Annotated in this window: 17 protein-coding genes; 6 read left to right on the forward strand and 11 right to left on the reverse strand. The window is 71.6% G+C overall.

The annotated features are described in order from the left end of the window. Positions 1–43: 43 nt before the first annotated feature. Entirely contained in the window at positions 44–1,444 is a 1,401-nt protein-coding gene (locus tag AIIKEEIJ_RS12905; protein ID WP_006947345.1) for an ABC1 kinase family protein, read from the reverse strand. Positions 1,445–1,612: 168 nt separating this feature from the next. On the opposite strand from AIIKEEIJ_RS12905, the gene AIIKEEIJ_RS12910 reads away from it, so the two are divergent. Next, a complete protein-coding gene (locus AIIKEEIJ_RS12910; protein WP_006947344.1) occupies positions 1,613–2,608 on the forward strand; it encodes a sigma-70 family RNA polymerase sigma factor in 996 nt (331 codons plus the stop codon). 9 nt (positions 2,609–2,617) lie between these two features. Here the strand turns inward: AIIKEEIJ_RS12910 and AIIKEEIJ_RS12915 are convergent, their stop codons facing one another. Beyond that, complete coding sequence (locus AIIKEEIJ_RS12915) at positions 2,618–3,070, reverse strand: VOC family protein (RefSeq protein ID WP_161995805.1); 453 nt, start codon at positions 3,068–3,070, stop codon at positions 2,618–2,620. A gap of 442 nt (positions 3,071–3,512) precedes the next feature. Here AIIKEEIJ_RS12915 and AIIKEEIJ_RS12920 point away from each other — a divergent pair, with 442 nt between their 5' ends. The 3 genes from AIIKEEIJ_RS12920 to AIIKEEIJ_RS12930 all read left to right on the forward strand — a co-directional run bounded on the left by AIIKEEIJ_RS12920 (position 3,513) and on the right by AIIKEEIJ_RS12930 (position 6,363). Beyond that, entirely contained in the window at positions 3,513–4,481 is a 969-nt protein-coding gene (locus AIIKEEIJ_RS12920) for a pirin family protein (protein ID WP_006947342.1), read from the forward strand. Positions 4,482–4,585: 104 nt separating this feature from the next. After that, entirely contained in the window at positions 4,586–5,359 is a 774-nt protein-coding gene (locus AIIKEEIJ_RS12925; RefSeq protein WP_161995806.1) for a pirin family protein, read from the forward strand. Positions 5,360–5,439: 80 nt separating this feature from the next. After that, positions 5,440–6,363 (forward strand): hotdog fold thioesterase, encoded by a 924-nt coding sequence (locus AIIKEEIJ_RS12930; protein ID WP_202916981.1) that lies wholly within the window; start codon positions 5,440–5,442, stop codon positions 6,361–6,363. 114 nt (positions 6,364–6,477) lie between these two features. Here the strand turns inward: AIIKEEIJ_RS12930 and AIIKEEIJ_RS33015 are convergent, their stop codons facing one another. The 3 genes from AIIKEEIJ_RS33015 to AIIKEEIJ_RS12945 all read right to left on the reverse strand — a co-directional run bounded on the left by AIIKEEIJ_RS33015 (position 6,478) and on the right by AIIKEEIJ_RS12945 (position 9,567). Then, entirely contained in the window at positions 6,478–6,771 is a 294-nt protein-coding gene (locus AIIKEEIJ_RS33015) for a hypothetical protein (RefSeq protein WP_037201177.1), read from the reverse strand. 193 nt (positions 6,772–6,964) lie between these two features. Then, a complete protein-coding gene (locus AIIKEEIJ_RS12940) occupies positions 6,965–8,173 on the reverse strand; it encodes a serine hydrolase domain-containing protein (RefSeq protein ID WP_029546261.1) in 1,209 nt (402 codons plus the stop codon). Next, positions 8,170–9,567: a WS/DGAT/MGAT family O-acyltransferase gene (locus tag AIIKEEIJ_RS12945; RefSeq protein WP_006947329.1), complete on the reverse strand. Its 1,398-nt coding sequence runs from the start codon at positions 9,565–9,567 to the stop codon at positions 8,170–8,172. Before AIIKEEIJ_RS12945 ends, AIIKEEIJ_RS12940 begins: the two co-directional genes overlap by 4 nt. A gap of 136 nt (positions 9,568–9,703) precedes the next feature. Here AIIKEEIJ_RS12945 and AIIKEEIJ_RS12950 point away from each other — a divergent pair, with 136 nt between their 5' ends. Continuing rightward, on the forward strand, positions 9,704–11,677 hold the full coding sequence (locus tag AIIKEEIJ_RS12950) for a M13 family metallopeptidase (RefSeq protein ID WP_043802764.1): 1,974 nt from the start codon (positions 9,704–9,706) through the stop codon (positions 11,675–11,677). A 52-nt stretch (positions 11,678–11,729) separates the two neighbouring features. Here the strand turns inward: AIIKEEIJ_RS12950 and AIIKEEIJ_RS12955 are convergent, their stop codons facing one another. From AIIKEEIJ_RS12955 to AIIKEEIJ_RS34005, 4 genes are all read right to left on the reverse strand, one after another. Further along, positions 11,730–12,464 (reverse strand): M23 family metallopeptidase, encoded by a 735-nt coding sequence (locus tag AIIKEEIJ_RS12955; RefSeq protein WP_006947325.1) that lies wholly within the window; start codon positions 12,462–12,464, stop codon positions 11,730–11,732. A 266-nt stretch (positions 12,465–12,730) separates the two neighbouring features. Further along, positions 12,731–13,885: a DUF418 domain-containing protein gene (locus AIIKEEIJ_RS12960; protein WP_161995808.1), complete on the reverse strand. Its 1,155-nt coding sequence runs from the start codon at positions 13,883–13,885 to the stop codon at positions 12,731–12,733. 80 nt (positions 13,886–13,965) lie between these two features. After that, the gene (locus tag AIIKEEIJ_RS12965; RefSeq protein ID WP_006947321.1) at positions 13,966–14,607 is read right to left on the reverse strand and encodes a response regulator; all 642 of its coding nucleotides are present in this window, start codon (positions 14,605–14,607) and stop codon (positions 13,966–13,968) included. Continuing rightward, positions 14,604–15,812: a histidine kinase gene (locus AIIKEEIJ_RS34005; RefSeq protein ID WP_202916983.1), complete on the reverse strand. Its 1,209-nt coding sequence runs from the start codon at positions 15,810–15,812 to the stop codon at positions 14,604–14,606. The genes AIIKEEIJ_RS12965 and AIIKEEIJ_RS34005 overlap by 4 nt, the downstream gene beginning before the upstream one ends. A gap of 107 nt (positions 15,813–15,919) precedes the next feature. Here AIIKEEIJ_RS34005 and AIIKEEIJ_RS12975 point away from each other — a divergent pair, with 107 nt between their 5' ends. Further along, on the forward strand, positions 15,920–16,624 hold the full coding sequence (locus AIIKEEIJ_RS12975) for a GAP family protein (protein ID WP_161995809.1): 705 nt from the start codon (positions 15,920–15,922) through the stop codon (positions 16,622–16,624). 42 nt (positions 16,625–16,666) lie between these two features. Here the strand turns inward: AIIKEEIJ_RS12975 and AIIKEEIJ_RS12980 are convergent, their stop codons facing one another. Together AIIKEEIJ_RS12980 and AIIKEEIJ_RS12985 are read right to left on the reverse strand one after the other, a co-directional pair. Then, complete coding sequence (locus AIIKEEIJ_RS12980) at positions 16,667–17,965, reverse strand: dipeptidyl aminopeptidase (protein WP_161995810.1); 1,299 nt, start codon at positions 17,963–17,965, stop codon at positions 16,667–16,669. Between the two features lie 81 nt (positions 17,966–18,046). Beyond that, complete coding sequence (locus tag AIIKEEIJ_RS12985) at positions 18,047–18,538, reverse strand: YfcE family phosphodiesterase (protein WP_161995811.1); 492 nt, start codon at positions 18,536–18,538, stop codon at positions 18,047–18,049. Between the last annotated feature and the right edge of the window lie 68 nt (positions 18,539–18,606).

Below are 18,606 nucleotides of genomic sequence, written 5' to 3' on the forward strand. Positions count from 1 at the left end.
TTCGCTCGCCCCCGCGCCCCGCGCGCCCGCGCCCGCGCCCGCGCTACGCGGGTAGCTCGAGCCCCTGCTCGCCGGCGCGGCGCGCCACCTCCTCCGGGAAGACGTTGCGCAGCAGGTACAGGTCCTGGCCGATGACCCAGCCGGGGGCGAGGGCGGTGGCGTAGCGCTCGAAGTAGCCGAGCTGCTTGCCGAACAGCACCAGTTCCTCCGGGCTGGCGATCCCCCATTGCTTGCCGAGCCGGATCAGCGCGACGATGAGTTCGCTGAGCCGGAGCTGTCCGAGGTCGCGGCCGAGGAGCGGAGCGAGGGCCTGCGCCACCTGCCGGCCGATCTCGGCGTCGTCGGCATCGAGTCCGCTGGTGTAGCCGAGTGCGCGGATGCCTTGCGCCACGCGGGCGAAGTCCCCGTCGATGGCGGTCGCGCGGAACAGGTCGCGCAGGATGGCGCGCCAGTGCTCGGGCAGCTCGCCGACGATGCCGAAGTCCAGGAAGGCGAGGCGGCCGTCGTCGAGCAGCCACAGGTTCCCGGCGTGCACGTCGCCGTGGAACGGCCCGTGCAGGACGACCGATTCGATCCATACCTTCACCCCGCGGCGGATGAGCAGGCGGGTGTCGATGCCGGCGTCGGCGGGCACGCGGTCCATGGGCACACCGCGAAGGCGTTCCATGCAGATCACGCGCGGCCCGCAGTAGTCCCAGTACACCTGCGGCGTGGTGACGGCCGTGTTGTCCCCGAACGCGCCGATGCACTCCCGGAACCGGCTCTGCCGGTCCGCCTCGACCGCACTGTTGAGTTCGGTCATCGTGGACGAGTGCAGGTCGCGGATGATGGCGGTGGCGTTCGCGATGCGGAAGAACTCGAAGGCCTGCAGCAGGCGCGCGCCGAGGTAGGCCGCACGCAGGTCGATGAGCATGCGGTGGGCGATGCCGGGCCGCTGCACCTTCACGACCGCCTCCCGCCCGTCGTGCAGCACGCACGCGTGCACCTGGCCGACGGACGCGGCGGCCAGCGGCAGGTCGTCGAACCGGGCGAACAGTTCGCCGACGGGATGCCCGAGGTCTTCCTCGATCACGGCGCGGGCCTGGTCCGCGGAGACGGGCGCGACGTCGTCCAGGCAGCGCAGGCACGCGTCGGCCAGCGGCTTGGGGAACACACCGGACGACGACGCCATGAGCTGGCCGAGCTTGACGAACGTGGGGCCGAGGATCTCGAATGCGTCGACGGTGCCCTCGGCGGCGGCGTCGGCCGGGCCGCGCCCGTCGGGTCGCAGTGGCCAGGCCAGCAGCTTCAGCAGCACGCTGACGACGAGCACCACGGCGACGACGACCGTGCGGCCGGCTTCGCGCAGACCGAAACGCTCGAGCGGGGGCATGTCGACGTGCAGGGCCGACGCGGGCGGTCCCCCGGCGTACGGGCCTGTCGGTCGTGGCGCGATGTCGGGCACGCGTCCCCCTCGTCCTTGCTGCCTGCCGGCGGGGCTGTCGGCCGGGGGCAGTTACTGGACGGTACCCGGAGTGCACAGATAGTTCGAGACCCTGTTTCCTGTCGGCCCCCAGGGCTACGCTCACGCTCGTAACTGCACTTCGGACCGACGGGCAGGCGGGGGCACACCATGACGGAGCAGGTTCTCGATTCGCAGGACGACTTTCTGACGCTCGCCGGTCCGTACCGGCGTGAGCTGCTGGCGCACTGTTACCGGATGAGTGGCTCGATCCACGACGCGGAGGACCTCGTGCAGGAGACGTACCTGCGCGCCTGGCGCGGCTACGCCAACTTCGGCGGCCGCTCGTCGCTGCGGACGTGGCTGCACCGCATCGCGACCAACGTGTGCCTGACCGCGCTGGAGGGCCGGTCGCGCCGGCCGCTGCCGACGGGGCTGGGGGCGCCGAGTTCGGATCCGGTCGACGACCTCGTCGAGCGCGGGGAAGTGCCGTGGCTCGAGCCGATTCCCGGCGGATCCCTCGGCGACGACGGTCGGCCGGACGACCCGACGGACCCGGCGGCGATCGTGACCTCGCGCGAGTCCATCCGTCTGGCGTTCGTGGCGGCGCTGCAGCATCTGTCGGCGCGGCAGCGGGCAGTGCTGCTGCTGAGGGACGTGCTGCAGTGGCGGGCGACGGAGGTGGCCACCGCGCTGGACACCTCGACGGCCGCGGTGAACAGCCTGCTCCAGCGGGCCCGCGCGCAGCTGCAGCAGGCGCAGGTGACGAAGGAGAATCTGGTCGAGCCGGAGAGCCCGGAGGCGCAGGCGCTGGTGCGGCGCTGGGTCGAGGGGTTCGAGAAGTACGACATCGATTCGATCGTCGAGATGCTCACCCAGGAGGCGGTCTGGGAGATGCCGCCGTTCGAGGGCTGGTACCGCGGCGCCGAGGCGATCGGGACCCTCATCCGGACGCATTGCCCGGCGAGCGGGCCGGGAGACCAGGTTCTGCTGCCGACGGTGGCGAACGGGCAGCCCGCCCTCGGCCTCTACATGAGAGGCGAGGACGGGCAGCACCATCCGTTTCAGCTGCAGGTGCTCGATGTCGTGGGCGACCGGGTGGTGCATGTGACGGTGTTCTTCGACACCGAGCTGTTCGCCCTGTTCGGGCTGCCCGAGCACCCCTGACTCCGGCCGCTACGTCTGCACGGACGTCTCGGCCTGGGGTCCCATCGCGGCGGCCGCGGCCTCGACGTCCATCCACATGACCTCCCAGACGTGCCCGTCGAGGTCGCGGAAGGCCCGGCCGTACATGAAGTCGGTCTTCATCTCCTCCGAGCCGGCGGTGATCCAGTCGCTGCCACCGGCGGCGAGCGCGGCGTCGACGAGCCGGTCGACCTCGTCGCGGCTCTCGGCGGACACGCTCATGAGCACCTCACGGGCCGTGGCGGTGTCGCAGATGTCGCCGGTGATGAAATCGCGGAAGCGCGGCTCCTCGAGGAGCATCACGTAGGTCTGTTCGTTGATCTCGAGGCAGGCGGTGTTGGCGTCGCAGAACATCTCGTTGAAGGTGAAGCCGAGAGCGTCGAAGAACGTGCGGGTGGCGGCGACATCCTTGACGGCCAGGTTGGCGAAGAACATGCGGGACATCTTCAACTCCTTGCGTGTGGGCGGGCGGTACCTCGTGTGAGGGTGTCGAGCAGGTAGACCACCCGGCAGCGGGAAACTCATCGCCCGCCCGGGATCGCCGAAATCCCGGCGCAGAGCCGTGCGAGGAACTATGCTCTGCGGCCGGCGCTCAGCGCACCGAAGCGATGGACCATACCCCAGCGGGTATGTATCCTGGCTTCATCCGGCCGACGGAAACGATCGGCCGTCACAGACACCGCGTCCCACCTCCCTCCCCCCGTAGGCGGGACGTGGCGCCGGGCGTCACGCGCCCGGCGCGGACCCCCTGCCCTCCCCTCCCCTCGGGCAGGGGGTTTGTCGTTTCCGGACCGGCCGGCTCGCGCCCGTCGCACGGCTGGAACAAATCCCCCGGCCGGTCGGTTAGAGTAGTTGAACAGTCAACTACATGCCGAAGGAGCCCGCCATGCCCGCGGTGACCGTAGACAACATCCTCACCCTGCCCCGCATCCCGTCCCCCGCGCCCGACGCCCCCGCCCGTCCCGTCCTCGGCGTCCGTACCGCCCCCGTCGGATACGAGGGTGAGGGTTTCCCCGTGCGCCGGGCATTCGCAGGCATCGACCAGCGCTTCCTCGATCCGTTCATCCACATGGACCAGATGGGCGAGGTGCAGTACGCACCCGGTGAACCCAAGGGCACCCCGTGGCACCCGCACCGCGGCTTCGAGACCGTCACCTACATGATCGACGGGATCCTGGAGCACAAGGACTCCAACGGCGGCGGCGGCACCATCGGCGGCGGCGACACCCAGTGGATGACGGCGGGGTCGGGCATCCTGCACATCGAGGCCCCGCCGGAACATGTCGTGGCCAGCGGCGGCCTGTTCCACGGCGTGCAGTTGTGGGTGAACCTGCCCCGGGACAACAAGATGGCGCAGCCCCGATACCAGGACATCTCCGGCAGCCAGGTGGCCCTGGCCTCCTCCCCCGACGGCGGCGCCCTCGTCCGCGTCGTCGCCGGCGAGATCGGCGGGGTGCGCGGCCCCGGCGTCACCCACACCCCGATCGCCCTCGCCCACCTGACCGTCGCGCCCGGCGCCTCGGTGACCCTGCCGTGGCGCCGGGAGTACAACGCGCTCGGTTACGTGCTCGCCGGGGACGGCACCGTCGGCGCGGAGCGCGCACCGATCCGGGCGGGACAGACCGCCGTGTTCGGACCCAACGGCGACAGCGTCACGTTCACCGCCGCCGCCACCCAGGACTCGCGCACCGCGTCGCTCGAGGTGTTCCTGCTCGGCGGGCGGCCGATCCGCGAGCCCGTGGCGATGTACGGGCCGTTCGTGATGAACACCAAGGCCGAGATCATCCAGGCGTTCGAGGACTTCCAGGCCGGCCGGCTCGGGACCGTCCCGGCCGAACACGAGCAGTTGCCGTAACGCGCGCCGGGACCGGGGCGCGCATCCGAAAGCTGCGCGGCCCGGCCCGTCCGCGCCCCGTTCCGCTCCGTACCCTGAACCGCAATACCTTTCGAGGAGACACCATGACCGACGCCCCGACCATCGACATCCGGCGCGCCGAGGACCGGCTGACGACGAAGATCTCCTGGCTCGATTCGAAGCACTCGTTCTCCTTCGGGCACCACTACGACCCGGACAACACCCACCACGGGCTGCTGCTGGTCAGCAACGACGACACCGTCCTGCCGGGCCAGGGCTTCGACACGCATCCGCACCGCGACATGGAGATCGTGACCTGGGTGCTGCGCGGCAGCCTCGTGCACCAGGACTCGATCGGGCACTCCGGCGTCATCTACCCCGGCCTGGCGCAACGGATGAGCGCCGGGACGGGCATCCTGCACTCGGAGAAGAACGACTCCTGGCGACTGCCCGGCGTCACGGGGCTGCACGCCGGGGAGCACGCCGAACCGGTGCGCTTCATCCAGATGTGGGTGGTCCCGGACGAGTCGGGCATCACCCCCGGCTACGAACAGCTCGAGATCGACGACGAGCTGATGCGCGGCGGACTGGTGCCCGTCGCGACCGGGATCCCCGAGCACCGCGACCACGCCGCCATCCGCATCCACAACAGGTACGCCGGGCTGTCGGTCGCCCGGCTGCAGCCGGGCCGGACGGTCGCCCTACCCGATGCGCCGTACCTGCACGTGTTCGTCGCCCAGGGCACGGCCGAGCTCGAGGGCGCCGGCACCCTGCGGGAGGGTGACGCCGTGCGACTGACCGGGTCCGGCGGACAGCGGATCCACACCGACACGGCCGCGGAGATCCTCGTGTGGGAGATGCACGCACATCTCGGCTGACCGGGGTGGGCGGGACGCCCCGGTCCCGGCCTCGGTACGGTGACCGAGCGAACCCTCGCTCCGTCCCTCCCGATCCCAGGATGCCTCCCGTGACCGTCACCGCCCCCGAAACCGATCGCCTCAACGCCTTCATGGGTATCGACACCGTGGCCGGGGAGCCCCGAACGGTGGCGTTCCGCCAACCGCTCGGCAACCGGTTTCTCGACCACCGCGGCCGCACCACCGTCGGGTCCGTCGGTGTGCTCACCGACGTCGTGCTCGGCGCCGCCCCGCACCTCGTGTGGCGGGGCCAGGGCCGCGACACCCGGTCCGTACTCACCCAACTCAGTGCGTCGACCGCGAATCCGATTTCCGCCCAGGGGAATCTGCACGGTACCGGCCGCGCCGTCCACGTGGACGAGGACACGGCACTGAGCACCGCGCAGATCCGCGACGACGCAGGCGATCTGGTGATCCAGCTGACGGGGCGGTCCATGGTCGTGAATCGTCCCGCCGTGTTCGACGCAGACTCGTTCGCGGACGCGTCCGGTCTGTCCCGGCCCATCCCCGAACCCTGGACGGATCCGGCGGAGCTCACCGACCGCCCCGGGCTCGACGTAGTCTCCGGCATCGCCGCCGGCACGGTGGCCCGCGGACCGCTCGCGGGACTACTCGGCCTGCGCCTGCAGACCGTCGAGAAGGGCCACGTCACCGCGGTGGTGCCGCCGGTGGAGTGGATGGCCAATCCCATGGGGGCGGTGCAGGGCGGGGTGCTGGTCTCCGTCGCCGACGCCGTCGCCGAACTGGCGGCCCAGACCCTCACCGCCGCCGGCCGGCAGTACCGGCTGCTGAACCTGACCCTCGACTACCTGCGCTCACCCGAGGCGCCGGGTCCCGACATGCTCGTCGAGGCGAAGGTCACCCGTGCGGGCCGGCGACTCGCCTCGATCGACACGCACCTCACCGCACCGGACGGCGCGGTCCTGGTGCGGGCCCACGCGAGCGTGCACATGGGTTCGCTCTGAAGGTGTCGGCTTCCGACCGCGCTCGATCAACTCGCCGAGCGGCGGGCGGAGACGACCCTCGTCCGGCCCCCGGGCTCGGACCGTCGCATCAGGGGCGGGCGCAGGTCGTACCGGTCAGTGGTCGTCGTAGTGCCCGTCGTGCGCGGCGTGCCGGTGCCCGTCGTGGATGTAGTCCAGGTGATCCCCGTGCGGGACGGCCACGTGCCCGCAGCCTTCACCGTGGACGTGGTCGTGTCCTTCGTGGGCCACATGCTCGGCGGGTTCACACTCGTCGACGTGTCCGTCGTGGACTCGGTGCAGATGCCCGTCGTGCACATAGTCGACGTGGTCGCCGTGTGGCACGGCCACGTGCCCGCAGCCCTCGCCGTGGGCGTGTTCGTGGCCTGCATGTTCTCGGTGGGTGGTCATCGCCGCGCTCCTCGGACAGACGAAACCGTTTCGCGCTTCCCAGTCTCCCACCGTCGTCCGTGGTTCGGAACAGAGCCGCCGGTGATCCTGCTGTTCGTGGTCGAGGCGGTCACCGGGCGCCGCGTGCACCACTGACAGGTCCCGGGTCGGCACGGGGTGCGGGCTCCTCGGCAGGCCGTCAGGTAGCCCGCCGTCAGGCCGCCTGCCGGGCGACGACGACACCCGCGGCGCCGAGGCGCGGGAACCGCATGTCCGAGATGGGGGTGACGCTCCCGAGGCGGTTGGTGACGAAGGCGATCGACAGGCCGGTTTCCGGATCGGCGAACGCGCCGGAGCCGCCGAAGCCGAAGTGGCCGATCGACTGCAGCGGCTGCTCGCGCAGGGCGACCCAGCCCGGGTGGTAGCCCAGCCGCCAGTTCGGGCGGATACCGAGCACGTAGTCGCGGCGACGGGTCTGCACCTCCAGGACCTGTTCGAGGGTCTCCTCCTTCAGCAGCCGCGCCCCGCCGAGTTCGCCGGCGTTCGCGAGGGCCCCGTACATCCGGGCCAGCGCGCGAGCGGTGAACACCCCGTTCCATCCCGGCATCACCGCGTCGTGCGCCGCGGGGCTGCGGGCCAGCTCGTCGAAGCCTTCGGCCATGCCCGCTTCGGCGACGCCACGCAACCCGGGCAGCCGCGACAGCACGGTGCCGGTGACCGCCCACGGCGCGGGGGTCGGATTCAGCCGGGGGAACACCCGGGCGATGCGGTGCCGCTCTTCCTGGGGCACGTGGAACCAGAACTCGCGCAGACCGAGTGGGCCGGCGATCTCCTGCTCGATCAGCTCGGTGAAGGACAGGCCGGTCACCCGGATGGCGATCTCGGCGACGAGGTTGCCGTAGGTGACGGCGTGATAGCCGGGGCCGGCGAGCCGGCGCGGGTCCGGCGCGGCTGCCGCGAGGGCGGCCGCCACCGCGTCGGAGTCGAGCAGCCCGAAGCGTCCCGGCACGAGGCCGCGCGCGCGGTGCAGGCCGGCGCGGTGCGACATCAGTTCCCGGACGGTGATGGATTCCTTCCCGGCGGCCCCGAATTCGGGCCAGTACGCCGCGACCGGTTCGTCGTAGTCGACCAGCCCGCGCTCGGCGAGCCGGTGCAGCACGGTGCTCGCGACGCCCTTGCCGGTGGAGAACGACAGCGCCACCGTGTCGTGGGTCCAGCGCTTGTCCCGGGACGCCCAGCCCGCCCAGATGTCGAGCACCGGTTCGCCGTGCAGGTACGCGGCCAGCGCCCCGCCGCCCTGCCGGGTGTCGCGGAACATCTTGAAGAACCGGTCGGCAACCGGCAGGAAGCGAGGGTCGACGATCATCTCCGTCCGGGGGTGCTCGCCGTCCACCCGCCTGGTCGCTCCGGTGTCGGAACTCATGGCGCCACTCCTACCGCGGCCTCCAGTTGTGACAGAGACCGCTCTGTCAGAGGTATCAACGCTTCGATGTCCGGTATTACTTCCCCACCGGCCACATATCCGAAGCCGACTCGGTCGGCATACGAGCACACCGTGACGTTGAGAGCCATCCCGTCGTACACGATCGACACGGGGTAGATCTCCTCGAGGTGGGCGCCGTTCCAGTACAGCTCGGTGCGCGGGCCGGGCACGTTGGAGATCGGGAGGTTGTAGCCGGGCCGCACCCTCGGGTCGAACGGGAGCATCGGGACCAGAATGGTCGGCAGGATGCTCGGAGCTGCCACCAGCAGCGACGGCACCGGCCCCAGCGACGCGACGCGCTCCTTGGCCACCTGCATCGACCGGTGGATCAGGCCCAGCCGGTCGGCCGGATCGGCGAGGTCGGTGCCCAGGGTGCACACCGCGGTTCCGAACGCATTGCCCGCCGTCCCGCCGTCCTCCCGCCCGCGTACCGAGACCGGGCAGATCGCCACCAGGGAGTCACCGGGCAGTTCGTCGTGCTCGGCGAACCACGAGCGCAACGCCCCGGCCACAACGGCCGTGACGACGTCGTTGCCGGTCACCCCCGCCGCGTGCTGGATCGCGCGCAGCCGCGCCTTCGGCCAGCCGGCGGCCGCGAAGGTGCGGCCGGCTCCGAGAGGGCCGTTGAGCCGGGTGCGGGGCGCCGCGAACGGCAGCACGGTGGTGTCGGTGGTCAGGCCCTGCACCGTGGAGCGGACCTGCCCTTCGACGGTCCGACGGACCAGACCCATCCCGGAGGCGACCGTCCCGACGGCCGAGCGGGCCAGGGCGAGCGGGGTGGGAAGCCCGCCGTGCGCGGACCCGGGCCGGTCCCGCCCGCCGGTGGCGAAGAACGGGGACATCGACCGACGATCGGGGTCCGGCGACATCGACTCCTCGATCATCCGCAGGCCCGCGATCCCGTCGAGGACCGCATGGTGGACCTTGATGTAGAGCGCGTACCGGCCGTCGGGAAGGCCGTCGACGAGGTGTGCCTCCCACATCGGGCGGGAGCGGTCGAGGGGCTCGGCATGCAACGCACCCACCAGCTGCCACAGCTCGTCCCGTCCGGCGCCCGGCGGCAGCGACGCCCGCCGCACGTGGTAGCTCAGGTCGATGTCGTCCACGTCGCGCCAGGCCCACCACCCGCCGGTGTCCACTCCCCGGTGCGCCCGGCGCCGCAGCACCGGATCCACCTCGCCGCCCCGGCCGAGGGCGTCCCGGTACGCGTCGTCGACGAACCGCGGGCCGGCATCCTCGGGCGGGTCGAGGATCAGCACCACCGCGACGTGCATGGGGTTGGCCAGCAGCTCCGCCGTCATGAGAACGGCGTCGATCGGGTCCATCAGACCCACATGCTCACCCCGCTTCCACGTGTCTGTGTGGCTTCGGTCACGGTAACTCGAGCGGGACGCGTCGCGGGCCGGGACGGCCGGTCGCGCACGCGCAGGCCCGTGCCGGGTGCGGAGAATGGGTGTAAGGATGGACGACATGACCATCGTGGAGCATTCCCGGGCTCGGCACTCGGGCATCGACCTGACCCACCTCGACGAGAGCACCCGAGCGCAGGACGATCTGTTCGAGCACGTCAACGGGCGCTGGCTCGCCGAACACGAGATCCCCGCCGACCGGGCCCTCGACGGCGCGTTCCGCACGCTGTTCGACAAGGCCGAGGTCGACGTCCGTACCCTCATCGAGGAGGCGGCCGCGTCCTCGGCCGAGCGGGGCACCGACGCGCAGCGCATCGGCGACCTGTACGCGAGCTTCCTGAACACGGAGGCCGTGGAGGCGGCGGGGCTGAGCCCGATCGCCGGCGAGCTGGCCGCCGTGGCGGACGCCGCGGACCGGGCCGAGCTCGCGGCCGTGCTCGGGCGGCTGCAACGTGTCGGGGTCGGCGGCGCCGTCGCGCACTACGTCGACACCGATGCGAAGAACTCGTCGCGCTATCTGATGCACACGACGCAGTCCGGCCTCGGCCTGCCCGACGAGTCGTACTACCGCGAGGACGGCCACGCCGAGATCCGGGCGCAGTACGTCGCGCACATCGGGCGCATGTTCGAGCTGGCGGGCATCGGGCACGACCCGCAGCGGGTCCTCGACCTCGAAACCCGGCTGGCGGCCGGGCACTGGGACGTGGTCAAGCGGCGCGACGCCGACCTGTCCTACAACCTGGTGACATTCGAGGCGCTGACCTCCGATCGGCCCGGCTTCGACTGGCGCGGCTGGATCGACGCGCTCGGCGCCACCGAGGAGCAGTGGGCCGAGATCGTGGTCCGCCAGCCGGACTTCCTCGACACGTTCGCGCGGCTGTGGGCCGACGCGCCCCTCGAGGACTGGAAGGCTTGGGCCACCTGGCGGGTCCTGCACGCCCGCGCGCCGTACCTCACCGAGGCGCTCGTCGCCGAGAACTTCGCGTTCTACGGCCGCACCCTGACCGGCGCGCAGGAGATCCGCGACCGGTGGAAGCGCGGCGTGGCGCTCGTACAGGACCTGCTCGGCGAGGCCGTCGGCAAGCTGTATGTGGAACGGCACTTCCCGGCCGAGGCCAAGGCCCGCATGCAGCACCTCGTCGCCAACCTGCAGGAGGCGTACCGGCGCAGCATCGCCGATCTGGAGTGGATGAGCCCGCAGACCCGCGAGGCGGCGCTGCGCAAGCTGGAGAAGTTCACCCCCAAGATCGGCTACCCGGACAAGTGGCGGGACTACTCGGCCGTGACGATCGACGCGGGCGATCTGGTCGGCAACTACCGCAGCGGCTACGCCGCCGAGTACGACCGCGACCTGGCCAAGCTCGGTGGGCCGGTGGACCGCGACGAGTGGTTCATGACGCCGCAGACCGTCAACGCCTACTACAACCCGGGTATGAACGAGATCGTGTTCCCTGCCGCGATCCTGCAACCGCCGTTCTTCGACCTGCACGCCGACGACGCCGCCAACTACGGCGGGATCGGCGCCGTCATCGGCCACGAGATCGGGCACGGCTTCGACGATCAGGGCGCCAAGTACGACGGCGACGGCAATCTCGAGAACTGGTGGACCGACGACGATCGCACCGAGTTCGGCAAGCGCACCGCGGCGCTGATCGCGCAGTACGACGAGTTCGAGCCGAAGGCGCTCGCCGGCCATCGCGTCAACGGCAGCTTCACCATCGGCGAGAACATCGGCGACCTCGGCGGGCTGTCCATCGCACTGAAGGCGTACGAGATCGCACTCGACGGTGCCGAGGCGCCCGTGATCGACGGCCTCACGGGCCTGCAGCGGGTGTTCTTCGGCTGGGCGCAGGTGTGGCGGACCAAGGTCCGCGACGAGGAGGCGCTGCGCCGGCTCGCCGTGGACCCGCACTCGCCGCCGGAGTTCCGCTGCAACGGGGTGGTGCGCAACATCGACGCCTTCTACGAGGCGTTCGACGTGCGTCCCGGCGATGCGCTGTATCTCGCGCAGGAGGAGCGCGTGCGGATCTGGTGAGCCGGACGCCGGTGCGCCGCGCCCCCCGACGGGGCGGCGTACCGGCGCCCGACTAGGAGCGCGAGGCCTGAGGTACCGAGATCCCGCGCGAGCCGAACCAGGCCATCGGGTCCATCTTGGCGCCGCCCGGCTGCCACACCTCGAAGTGCAGGTGCGGCCCGGTGGACTGGCCTCGGTTGCCCATCGTGGCGATCACGTCGCCCGCCCGCACCTGCTGGCCGACGGACACGAGCGACTCGTTGATGTGCCCGTAGACGCCGATGGTGCCGTCGTCCTGCTGGATGCGAACCCACAGCCCGAAGCCGGAGGCGGGACCGGATTCGATCACGGTGCCGTCGGTGACCGACTTGATCGGCGTGCCGATGGCGTTGGCTATGTCGATGCCGTTGTGCGCCGTGCCCCAGCGGGGCCCGAAGCCGGAGGTCAGCGCCCCGACGGTCGGGAAGACCGCGCTCGGGCGGCTCGCGAGTTCCCGTGCGATCCGCTCGGACTCCTGCTGGGCGAGGCGTTCGGCCTCCTGCTGGGCGAGGCGCTCCGCCTCGCGCTGGCGCTCCGCGGCCTCCGCGGCGAGGCGCGCGGCCTCCCGCTCGGCGGCGCGCTGCAACTGGTCGACGTACCGGTCGGTGCCGGCGTCCGGAAGCTGCAGCACCTGCGGTGCCGTCGAGAGTCCGACCGTCGGCTGCTGCCGCTCGGGGGCGGCCTCGGCCCGGGGTTGGCCGGGCGCCGCCTGGGCCGCGGCGCTGCCGGCCGCGAGCACGGCGCCGACCGCCAGGGGGATGGTCAGCAACCGGCGCGCGGGCCCGGTCCGGGTCGAGCGCCGGTGGGCCCCACGCCGGGGCGCCACGGGTTCGGAAGCTTCGCTGGAGTTGTCACCATCGTGGCGGGCGTACGGGGCCAATCTGCTGTCCTCGACGTTCGAGCGGTCCGTTTAATAACGGATTGATCACGGTCGAGTCACAGATTAGCGCATAGCCCCGCCGGTGGGTAGCCGCTCCCAGCGGACCGAATGTCACAGGCGTTCCGCTCCGCGATCCAAATGTGACATTCGGCCCACTAGGAAGGGGTCGCCGGCTCGCGCACCAGCCGCTGGTACGAGACCCGCCACAACCACTCGACCGGCCCCTGCCGATACCGCCGCAGCCACCAGCTCGCCGTGACGACCAGCACCGCACACACCAGCAGGTACACCGCGACGGTGAACGGCACCCGCAGCGACGGATCAACTCTCGCCGCCAGCCCGAGGCCCCAGCCGTAGCACAGCGCAGAGGCGAGAACGTTCTGCGCGACGTAGCAGCTCAACGCGGTCCGGCCGATGCGTTCCAGTCCGGTCGCGACCACCCCCGCCCGCCGTGGCGTCGCGTGGAACTGCGCGATCCAGGCGAGCAGGCCGACCGCGACGAACGGGGCCACGCCGTAGCGGGCGACCAGCACACCGGCCTCACCGCCGCACAATCCCACGACCGCGTCGACCGGGGCGGCGACCGCCCCGAGCAGCATCAGCTTCCGCCGCAGCACCCGGCTGCCCGGATCGAAGATTCCCGCCTCGTACAGCGCGGCACCGGCGAGGAACATCGCGATCGTCATCGGGATCACGAAGATCACCTCGGCCCGGAACGCGCCGACGTTCTCGGCCCGGAACACCACCAGATCCCACCAGCTGCCGGTGGCGAACACGTCGGTGGCCGGGGCGGTGGGCGCCCCGGAGTCCGGCTCGGCCGCGATCGCCGCCACCAGTGCGGTGAGCAGCAGCACGTGCGCGGCGGACGCGGCGACGGCCACCCACAGCCGCGCCCGTACCGATGCGACGACGAGACCGCACACGAGCATCGACACCAGTGCGTAACCCATGAGGATGTCGAATTCGGCGACGAGCAGGTAGTGGAGCGCGCCGTCGAGCAACAGCAGCGCGGCACGCACCCGGTACCCGCCCGGCCACCGCCGTCCCGCCCGTCGCGCCGACGCCGCCTGGATCGCCAGACCGATCCCGAACATCAAGGTCAGCAACCCCAGGAACTTGCCCTGGGCGAGTTGCATGAGGATCCGCTGGGGCCACGGCTCGGAACCGAGCGTGTTCAGGTAGCCGACGATGCCGGCCGGGTCGGTCAAGATCCAGATGTTCGTGCCGAGCGTGCCCAGGATGGCGATGCCGCGCGCGACGTCGAGCGCCACGATGCGCCCGGGCCGGGTCGTCGTCTCGGTTGCCGTCATGACTTCGACTCTGACGCGAGGCGGTCGCCGGCGCGTCGGCCATCCGACGGACCGGGTGTCCTCCCTCCGGAGGAGGCGACCTACCTGCCCGCGATCTGCCGGGCGACGAACGCGGCGTGCAACCGCGAATCCACCCCCAGCTTCGCCAGGACCCGGGAGACGTGGGTCTTGACGGTGGTGGCGCCGATGTTCAGGCGCTCGGCGATCTGCTGGTTCGCCAGGCCCTCACCGAGGCAATCGAGCACCTCGCGTTCCCGGTCCGTGAGCAGGTCCACGCCGGTCGGCGGCGGCACCGGTTCGGCGGCACCGGCGGCCAGGCCCGCGATGACGGTGCGGGTCACCTGCGGGGACAGCACGCCGTCGCCGTGGGCCACCCGCCGGATACCGTCGGTCAGTTCCTGCGCGGAGGCCGACTTCAACAGGAAGCCCGCGGCGCCGGCGCGCAGCGCACCCAGGACGTACTCGTCGACGTCGAAGGTCGTGAGGACGAGCACCTGGGTATCGCTCGTCTCGCGGATCCGGCGAGTGGCCTCGATGCCGTCGGTGCCCGGCATGCGGATGTCCATGAGCACCACGTCCGGCCGCAGCGCCCGCACCTGACGCACGGCGACGTCGCCGTCGGCGGCCTCGCCGACCACCTCGAGATCGGAGGTCGCGGACAGGATCATCGCCAGCCCCGCGCGGATGGCTCCGTGGTCGTCGGCGAGCAGCACCCGGATCACGACGGCACTCCCGGACGCAGCGGCAGCGACGCCCCCACGACCCACGTCCCGTCGGACGGACCCGCACGGAACCGGCCACCGAGAAGTTCGGTGCGTTCCCGCATGCTCGCCAGGCCCCGGCCGCCCGACGGCGTGCGCGGCGCGGCAACCGTTCCGTCGGGGAGCGGGTTGCGCACGGTCACCTCCAACCGGTCGCCGCGCGCGTCCAGCGACAGCTCGACGGGGACGCCGGGCGCGTGCTTGGCGGCGTTGGTCAGGGCCTCCTGGACGATGCGATAGGCGGCGTGGTCGACGGCGACGGGCAGCTGCCGCCCCGGACCCGACCGGCGGACGTGGACGACGGTGCCCCCGGCGTGGGCCGAGTCGACGAGCTTGCCGAGGTGGGCCAGCCGCCCGGGCGCGGTCGTCTCGCCGAGGACGGGCCGGTCCCGCAGTAGTCCGATCATCTCCCGCATCTCCTCGAGCGCGTCGACGCTGTTGCTCCGCACCGATTCGAGCACGGCGTGCAGCGCCTCCATCCGGCGGGCCGTCGGCGACGACGCATCGCGGGAGAGGCCCAGCGCGGCCTCGGACTGGATCGCGATCGCCGACAGGTGCCCGGCGACGACGTCGTGCAGATCGCGGGCCATGCGGTTGCGCTCGGCCGCCACGGCGGCCCGCCGGTCGAGTTCGGCGATCGTGGTGACGGCCTCGGCGCGGGCGCGTTCGGCGTCGGCGACGTCCTTGTGCAACCGGACCGCGCGCCCCCACCACAGCGGAGTGCCGACGAACGCGGACAGCGCAATCGCCGTGAGCACCAGCAGCTGCCAGTTCCCGGTGACGACGTAGACGACCCCGAAACAGGCCGCGGAGAGCGCGGAGGCAAGGCCGAGCAGCGCCCGTGCCTGCCGCTCGGTGCCGTAGCGGACGCCGGCGTAGAGCAGGTCGGAGTAGACGAGCCACACGGGCAGGGACGGCCCGAGCAGGAGGTCGATGCCCAGCGGCACCGCACCGAGCACGAGTGCCGCCACCGGCCGCCGCACCCGGAGCACCGCTGCGCCGCACACGGCCGCCAGCAGGCCGATACGCACGGCCGCCGGAGCCTCCACCCTGACGGGGGCGAGTTCGTACAGACCTGCGGACAGCAACAGCAGCCCGAGCAGGAACTCGGCCACCGCGATACACCAGCCCTGCGCGGTGACGGAGAGAGACGACCAACGCGGCACCCGTTCATCACAGCACAGGCGCGCGGCCGGTTCGTCCTCCCGACGGAGGACCCCGCCTCGTTCCGAAGACCGACGACACGCGTGCGGTGACCGCCGAGCATCGAGCCATGGACCTCGCTCTCCTGGGCACGCTCGCGGTGCTGGCGCTCGTGGACAGCACCAGTCTCGGCACCCTCGTCGTGCCGCTGTGGTTGCTCACCGTGCCGGGCCGGCCCCCCGTACGCCGCCTGCTGGTGTACCTGCTGTCGATCGCCGCGTTCTACTTCGTCGTCGGACTCGTGCTGATGTCCGCGGGCCGGAGCGGCGCCGCGGCGCTCGCGCGGTGGAGCGACACGACGGCGTGGAACTGGGCGCAACTCTCGGTGGGCGCGGCTCTGTTCGCGGTGAGCTGGCGATTCGACTCGGGGAAGGCGCGGGTTGCGGGCCGCGGGAGCCGGCTGCGGCACTGGCGCTCCCAAGCCCTCGAGCGGCAACGGACGGCGTCCGGTGTGGCAGTGCTCGCGCTCGGTGCCGGGACCGTCGAGGTCGCCACGATGCTGCCGTACCTGGCAGCGATCGGGACGATCGTGGCGACGGGACTGCCGGCCGCCACCGGCGCCGGCCTGCTCGCCGGGTACTGCGCGGTGATGGTGCTGCCGGCCCTGCTGCTGGTGGTGGGCCGGCTCGTCGTGCACCGGCGGATCGACCCGCTGCTGCGACGTCTCGACGAGTTCACCGCCCGGCACGCCGACTCGGCGCTGGGATGGGTGCTGGGTATCGCCGGGTTTCTGATCGCGCGGGATGCGGCGGCGGCCCTGTTCCTCGCGGGCTGAGGAGGTCTCCGGGCCGGATCTCCTGCCCGGCGGCCACCTCGCTCAGCCGTCCGCCACCTCACGCGACGACGCGCCGTCGGAGGCCCGGACGCGGGCCCGGTCGGCCAGCACCGTGTCCAGCCAGTCGAACATCCGCTGATCGGTGAGGCTGCGAGCGAGGGGCTGGCAGTGGAAGTTGGCACCCTCCGCCGCGGTGAACGACGCCAGTTCCTTCGCCCCGCGCAGCCGGTCGGCGAGCTGCCGGGACTGGCCGGGCCAGAACTGCTCGTCCTCGGGGTCGGTGACGAACAGCGGCGTCGTGATCGACTCGGGGAGATCGCCGAGCCGGTACTTCAGCACCTCGGTGAGGGTGTCGAAGTACGAGTCCATCCTGCGGTAGGGGCGGGCCCGGAACCGCCACGTGCGCTCGAGCCGGCCCGACAGCCGCATGCCGAAGGCCATGTCGCGATCGAACTTCTCCCGGTCGCCCTTCTCGAGCAACTCGATCATGTTCTTGGGCATGTGGGCAAGCCACGACGCGGACACGTCGACCACCCCCGGATCGGCGATTGCCGCCGCGATCCGGTGCTCGAAGGCCAGTGCGCGCGGCACCCAGTATCCGGCCTGACTGATCCCGTAGAGGGCGATGCGCGAGCCGTCGACCTCCGGGTACCGGAGGAGGAAGTCCACGATCGGCGTGATCACGGCCTCCCAGTCGTGCCGGAACGGCACGCCGCGCTCGAACAGCATGGACTGCTGGCCGGGACCGTCGAAGAACAGCACGTTGTAGCCGCGGGCGAGGGCCCCGGCCCCGGCGGCGGTCCACAGGCTGCTGATGGGCCCGTCGCTGCCGTTGTTCAGGATCAGGGTGGGGCGTGGTTCGCGGGTCTCCTCGCCGAGCGGCCGCAGCAGGTAGCCCGGCAGGAAGCCGTCCTCGTAGGGAATGTCCACCCGCTCGGCCGGGTGCGGGGTGGTCTCGACGAACCGGTCCCACGCCGCCCGGTGCTGCCGAAACGTCGGCAGCAGCGGGCCGTCGTCGGCCAGACCGTCCACGGAGTTGACCGCGGTAGCGAAATACGTTGCGGCACGCAGATATGCGCCCGCGGCGCTGACGACGTGCCCGGCCTCGACGGAGGCATCGGCGAGCCCCCGGACGCGACTGCCGAGCGCCACCCAGGCCTCGAACCACTTCTCGTGATCCTTCTCGCCGATCGGGGCGATGGTGGCGAGTACCTCCCCCACGTCCGCCGCACCGTGCACGGCCTGTCCGAGCAGGAACCGGACCTCGAAGTCGAAGTCCTCGTCGCGGTAGAAACCTGCGGTGAACGCCTGGTGCGGATGCGCAAAGAAGGATGCAGGCATGTGGGCTCCCTCGGGCGGTGGCGGGGCACACCCACCGTACGCCCGAACCGGTCGTTCGGCTCGATATCCGACTTCCGCCCGTCACAGGCGGTGCAGTTCCACCTCGTGCAGTCCGCCGTCGGCGACGGTCGCGGTCACGAAGGTGCAGAACGGTTGGCGCCGACGGTCGGTCGGTGACCCCGGGTTGAGCAGGCGCAGCCCCGTCGCCGTGGTGGTGTCCCACGGAATGTGGCTGTGCCCGAACACCAGAACGTCGGTGTCGGGATGAGCGGCCGACATCCGCCCGTCCCGGCCTGCCGAGGCTCCGGTCTCGTGGACGACGGCGAAGCGCACATCCTCCAGCGTCACGCGTGCGATCTCGGGCATCCGGCCCCGCAATTCCGCACCGTCGTTGTTGCCCCAGCACGCGACCAACCGTCCGGCCCGCTCGGACAATGCGTCGAAGAACGCGACCTCGACCCAGTCGCCGGCGTGCAGCACCACGTCGGCGTGATCGACCTCCTCCCACACCCGGGCCGGCAGGTCCCTCGCACGCGCAGGGATGTGGGTGTCGGCCAGCAGCAGCAACCTCATGCGACCAGTGTGCCGCCCGGGACGGACCACCCCGCCCGCCCGCCCGCCCCGAACGATTCTCGTCGCGC

Source organism: Rhodococcus sp. YH1, from assembly GCF_009939605.1.
GTDB lineage: Bacteria > Actinomycetota > Actinomycetes > Mycobacteriales > Mycobacteriaceae > Rhodococcus > Rhodococcus aetherivorans.

Coding starts and splice junctions, on each gene's coding strand:
- AIIKEEIJ_RS12910 (WP_006947344.1), top strand. CDS start 1,613: ATGACGGAGCAGGTTCTCGATTCGCAGGACGACTTTCTGACGCTCGCC.
- AIIKEEIJ_RS12915 (WP_161995805.1), bottom strand. CDS start 3,070: ATGTCCCGCATGTTCTTCGCCAACCTGGCCGTCAAGGATGTCGCCGCC.
- AIIKEEIJ_RS12920 (WP_006947342.1), top strand. CDS start 3,513: ATGCCCGCGGTGACCGTAGACAACATCCTCACCCTGCCCCGCATCCCG.
- AIIKEEIJ_RS12925 (WP_161995806.1), top strand. CDS start 4,586: ATGACCGACGCCCCGACCATCGACATCCGGCGCGCCGAGGACCGGCTG.
- AIIKEEIJ_RS12930 (WP_202916981.1), top strand. CDS start 5,440: ATGCCTCCCGTGACCGTCACCGCCCCCGAAACCGATCGCCTCAACGCC.
- AIIKEEIJ_RS33015 (WP_037201177.1), bottom strand. CDS start 6,771: ATGACCACCCACCGAGAACATGCAGGCCACGAACACGCCCACGGCGAG.
- AIIKEEIJ_RS12940 (WP_029546261.1), bottom strand. CDS start 8,173: ATGAGTTCCGACACCGGAGCGACCAGGCGGGTGGACGGCGAGCACCCC.
- AIIKEEIJ_RS12950 (WP_043802764.1), top strand. CDS start 9,704: ATGACCATCGTGGAGCATTCCCGGGCTCGGCACTCGGGCATCGACCTG.
- AIIKEEIJ_RS12960 (WP_161995808.1), bottom strand. CDS start 13,885: ATGACGGCAACCGAGACGACGACCCGGCCCGGGCGCATCGTGGCGCTC.
- AIIKEEIJ_RS12975 (WP_161995809.1), top strand. CDS start 15,920: ATGGACCTCGCTCTCCTGGGCACGCTCGCGGTGCTGGCGCTCGTGGAC.
- AIIKEEIJ_RS12980 (WP_161995810.1), bottom strand. CDS start 17,965: ATGCCTGCATCCTTCTTTGCGCATCCGCACCAGGCGTTCACCGCAGGT.
- AIIKEEIJ_RS12985 (WP_161995811.1), bottom strand. CDS start 18,538: ATGAGGTTGCTGCTGCTGGCCGACACCCACATCCCTGCGCGTGCGAGG.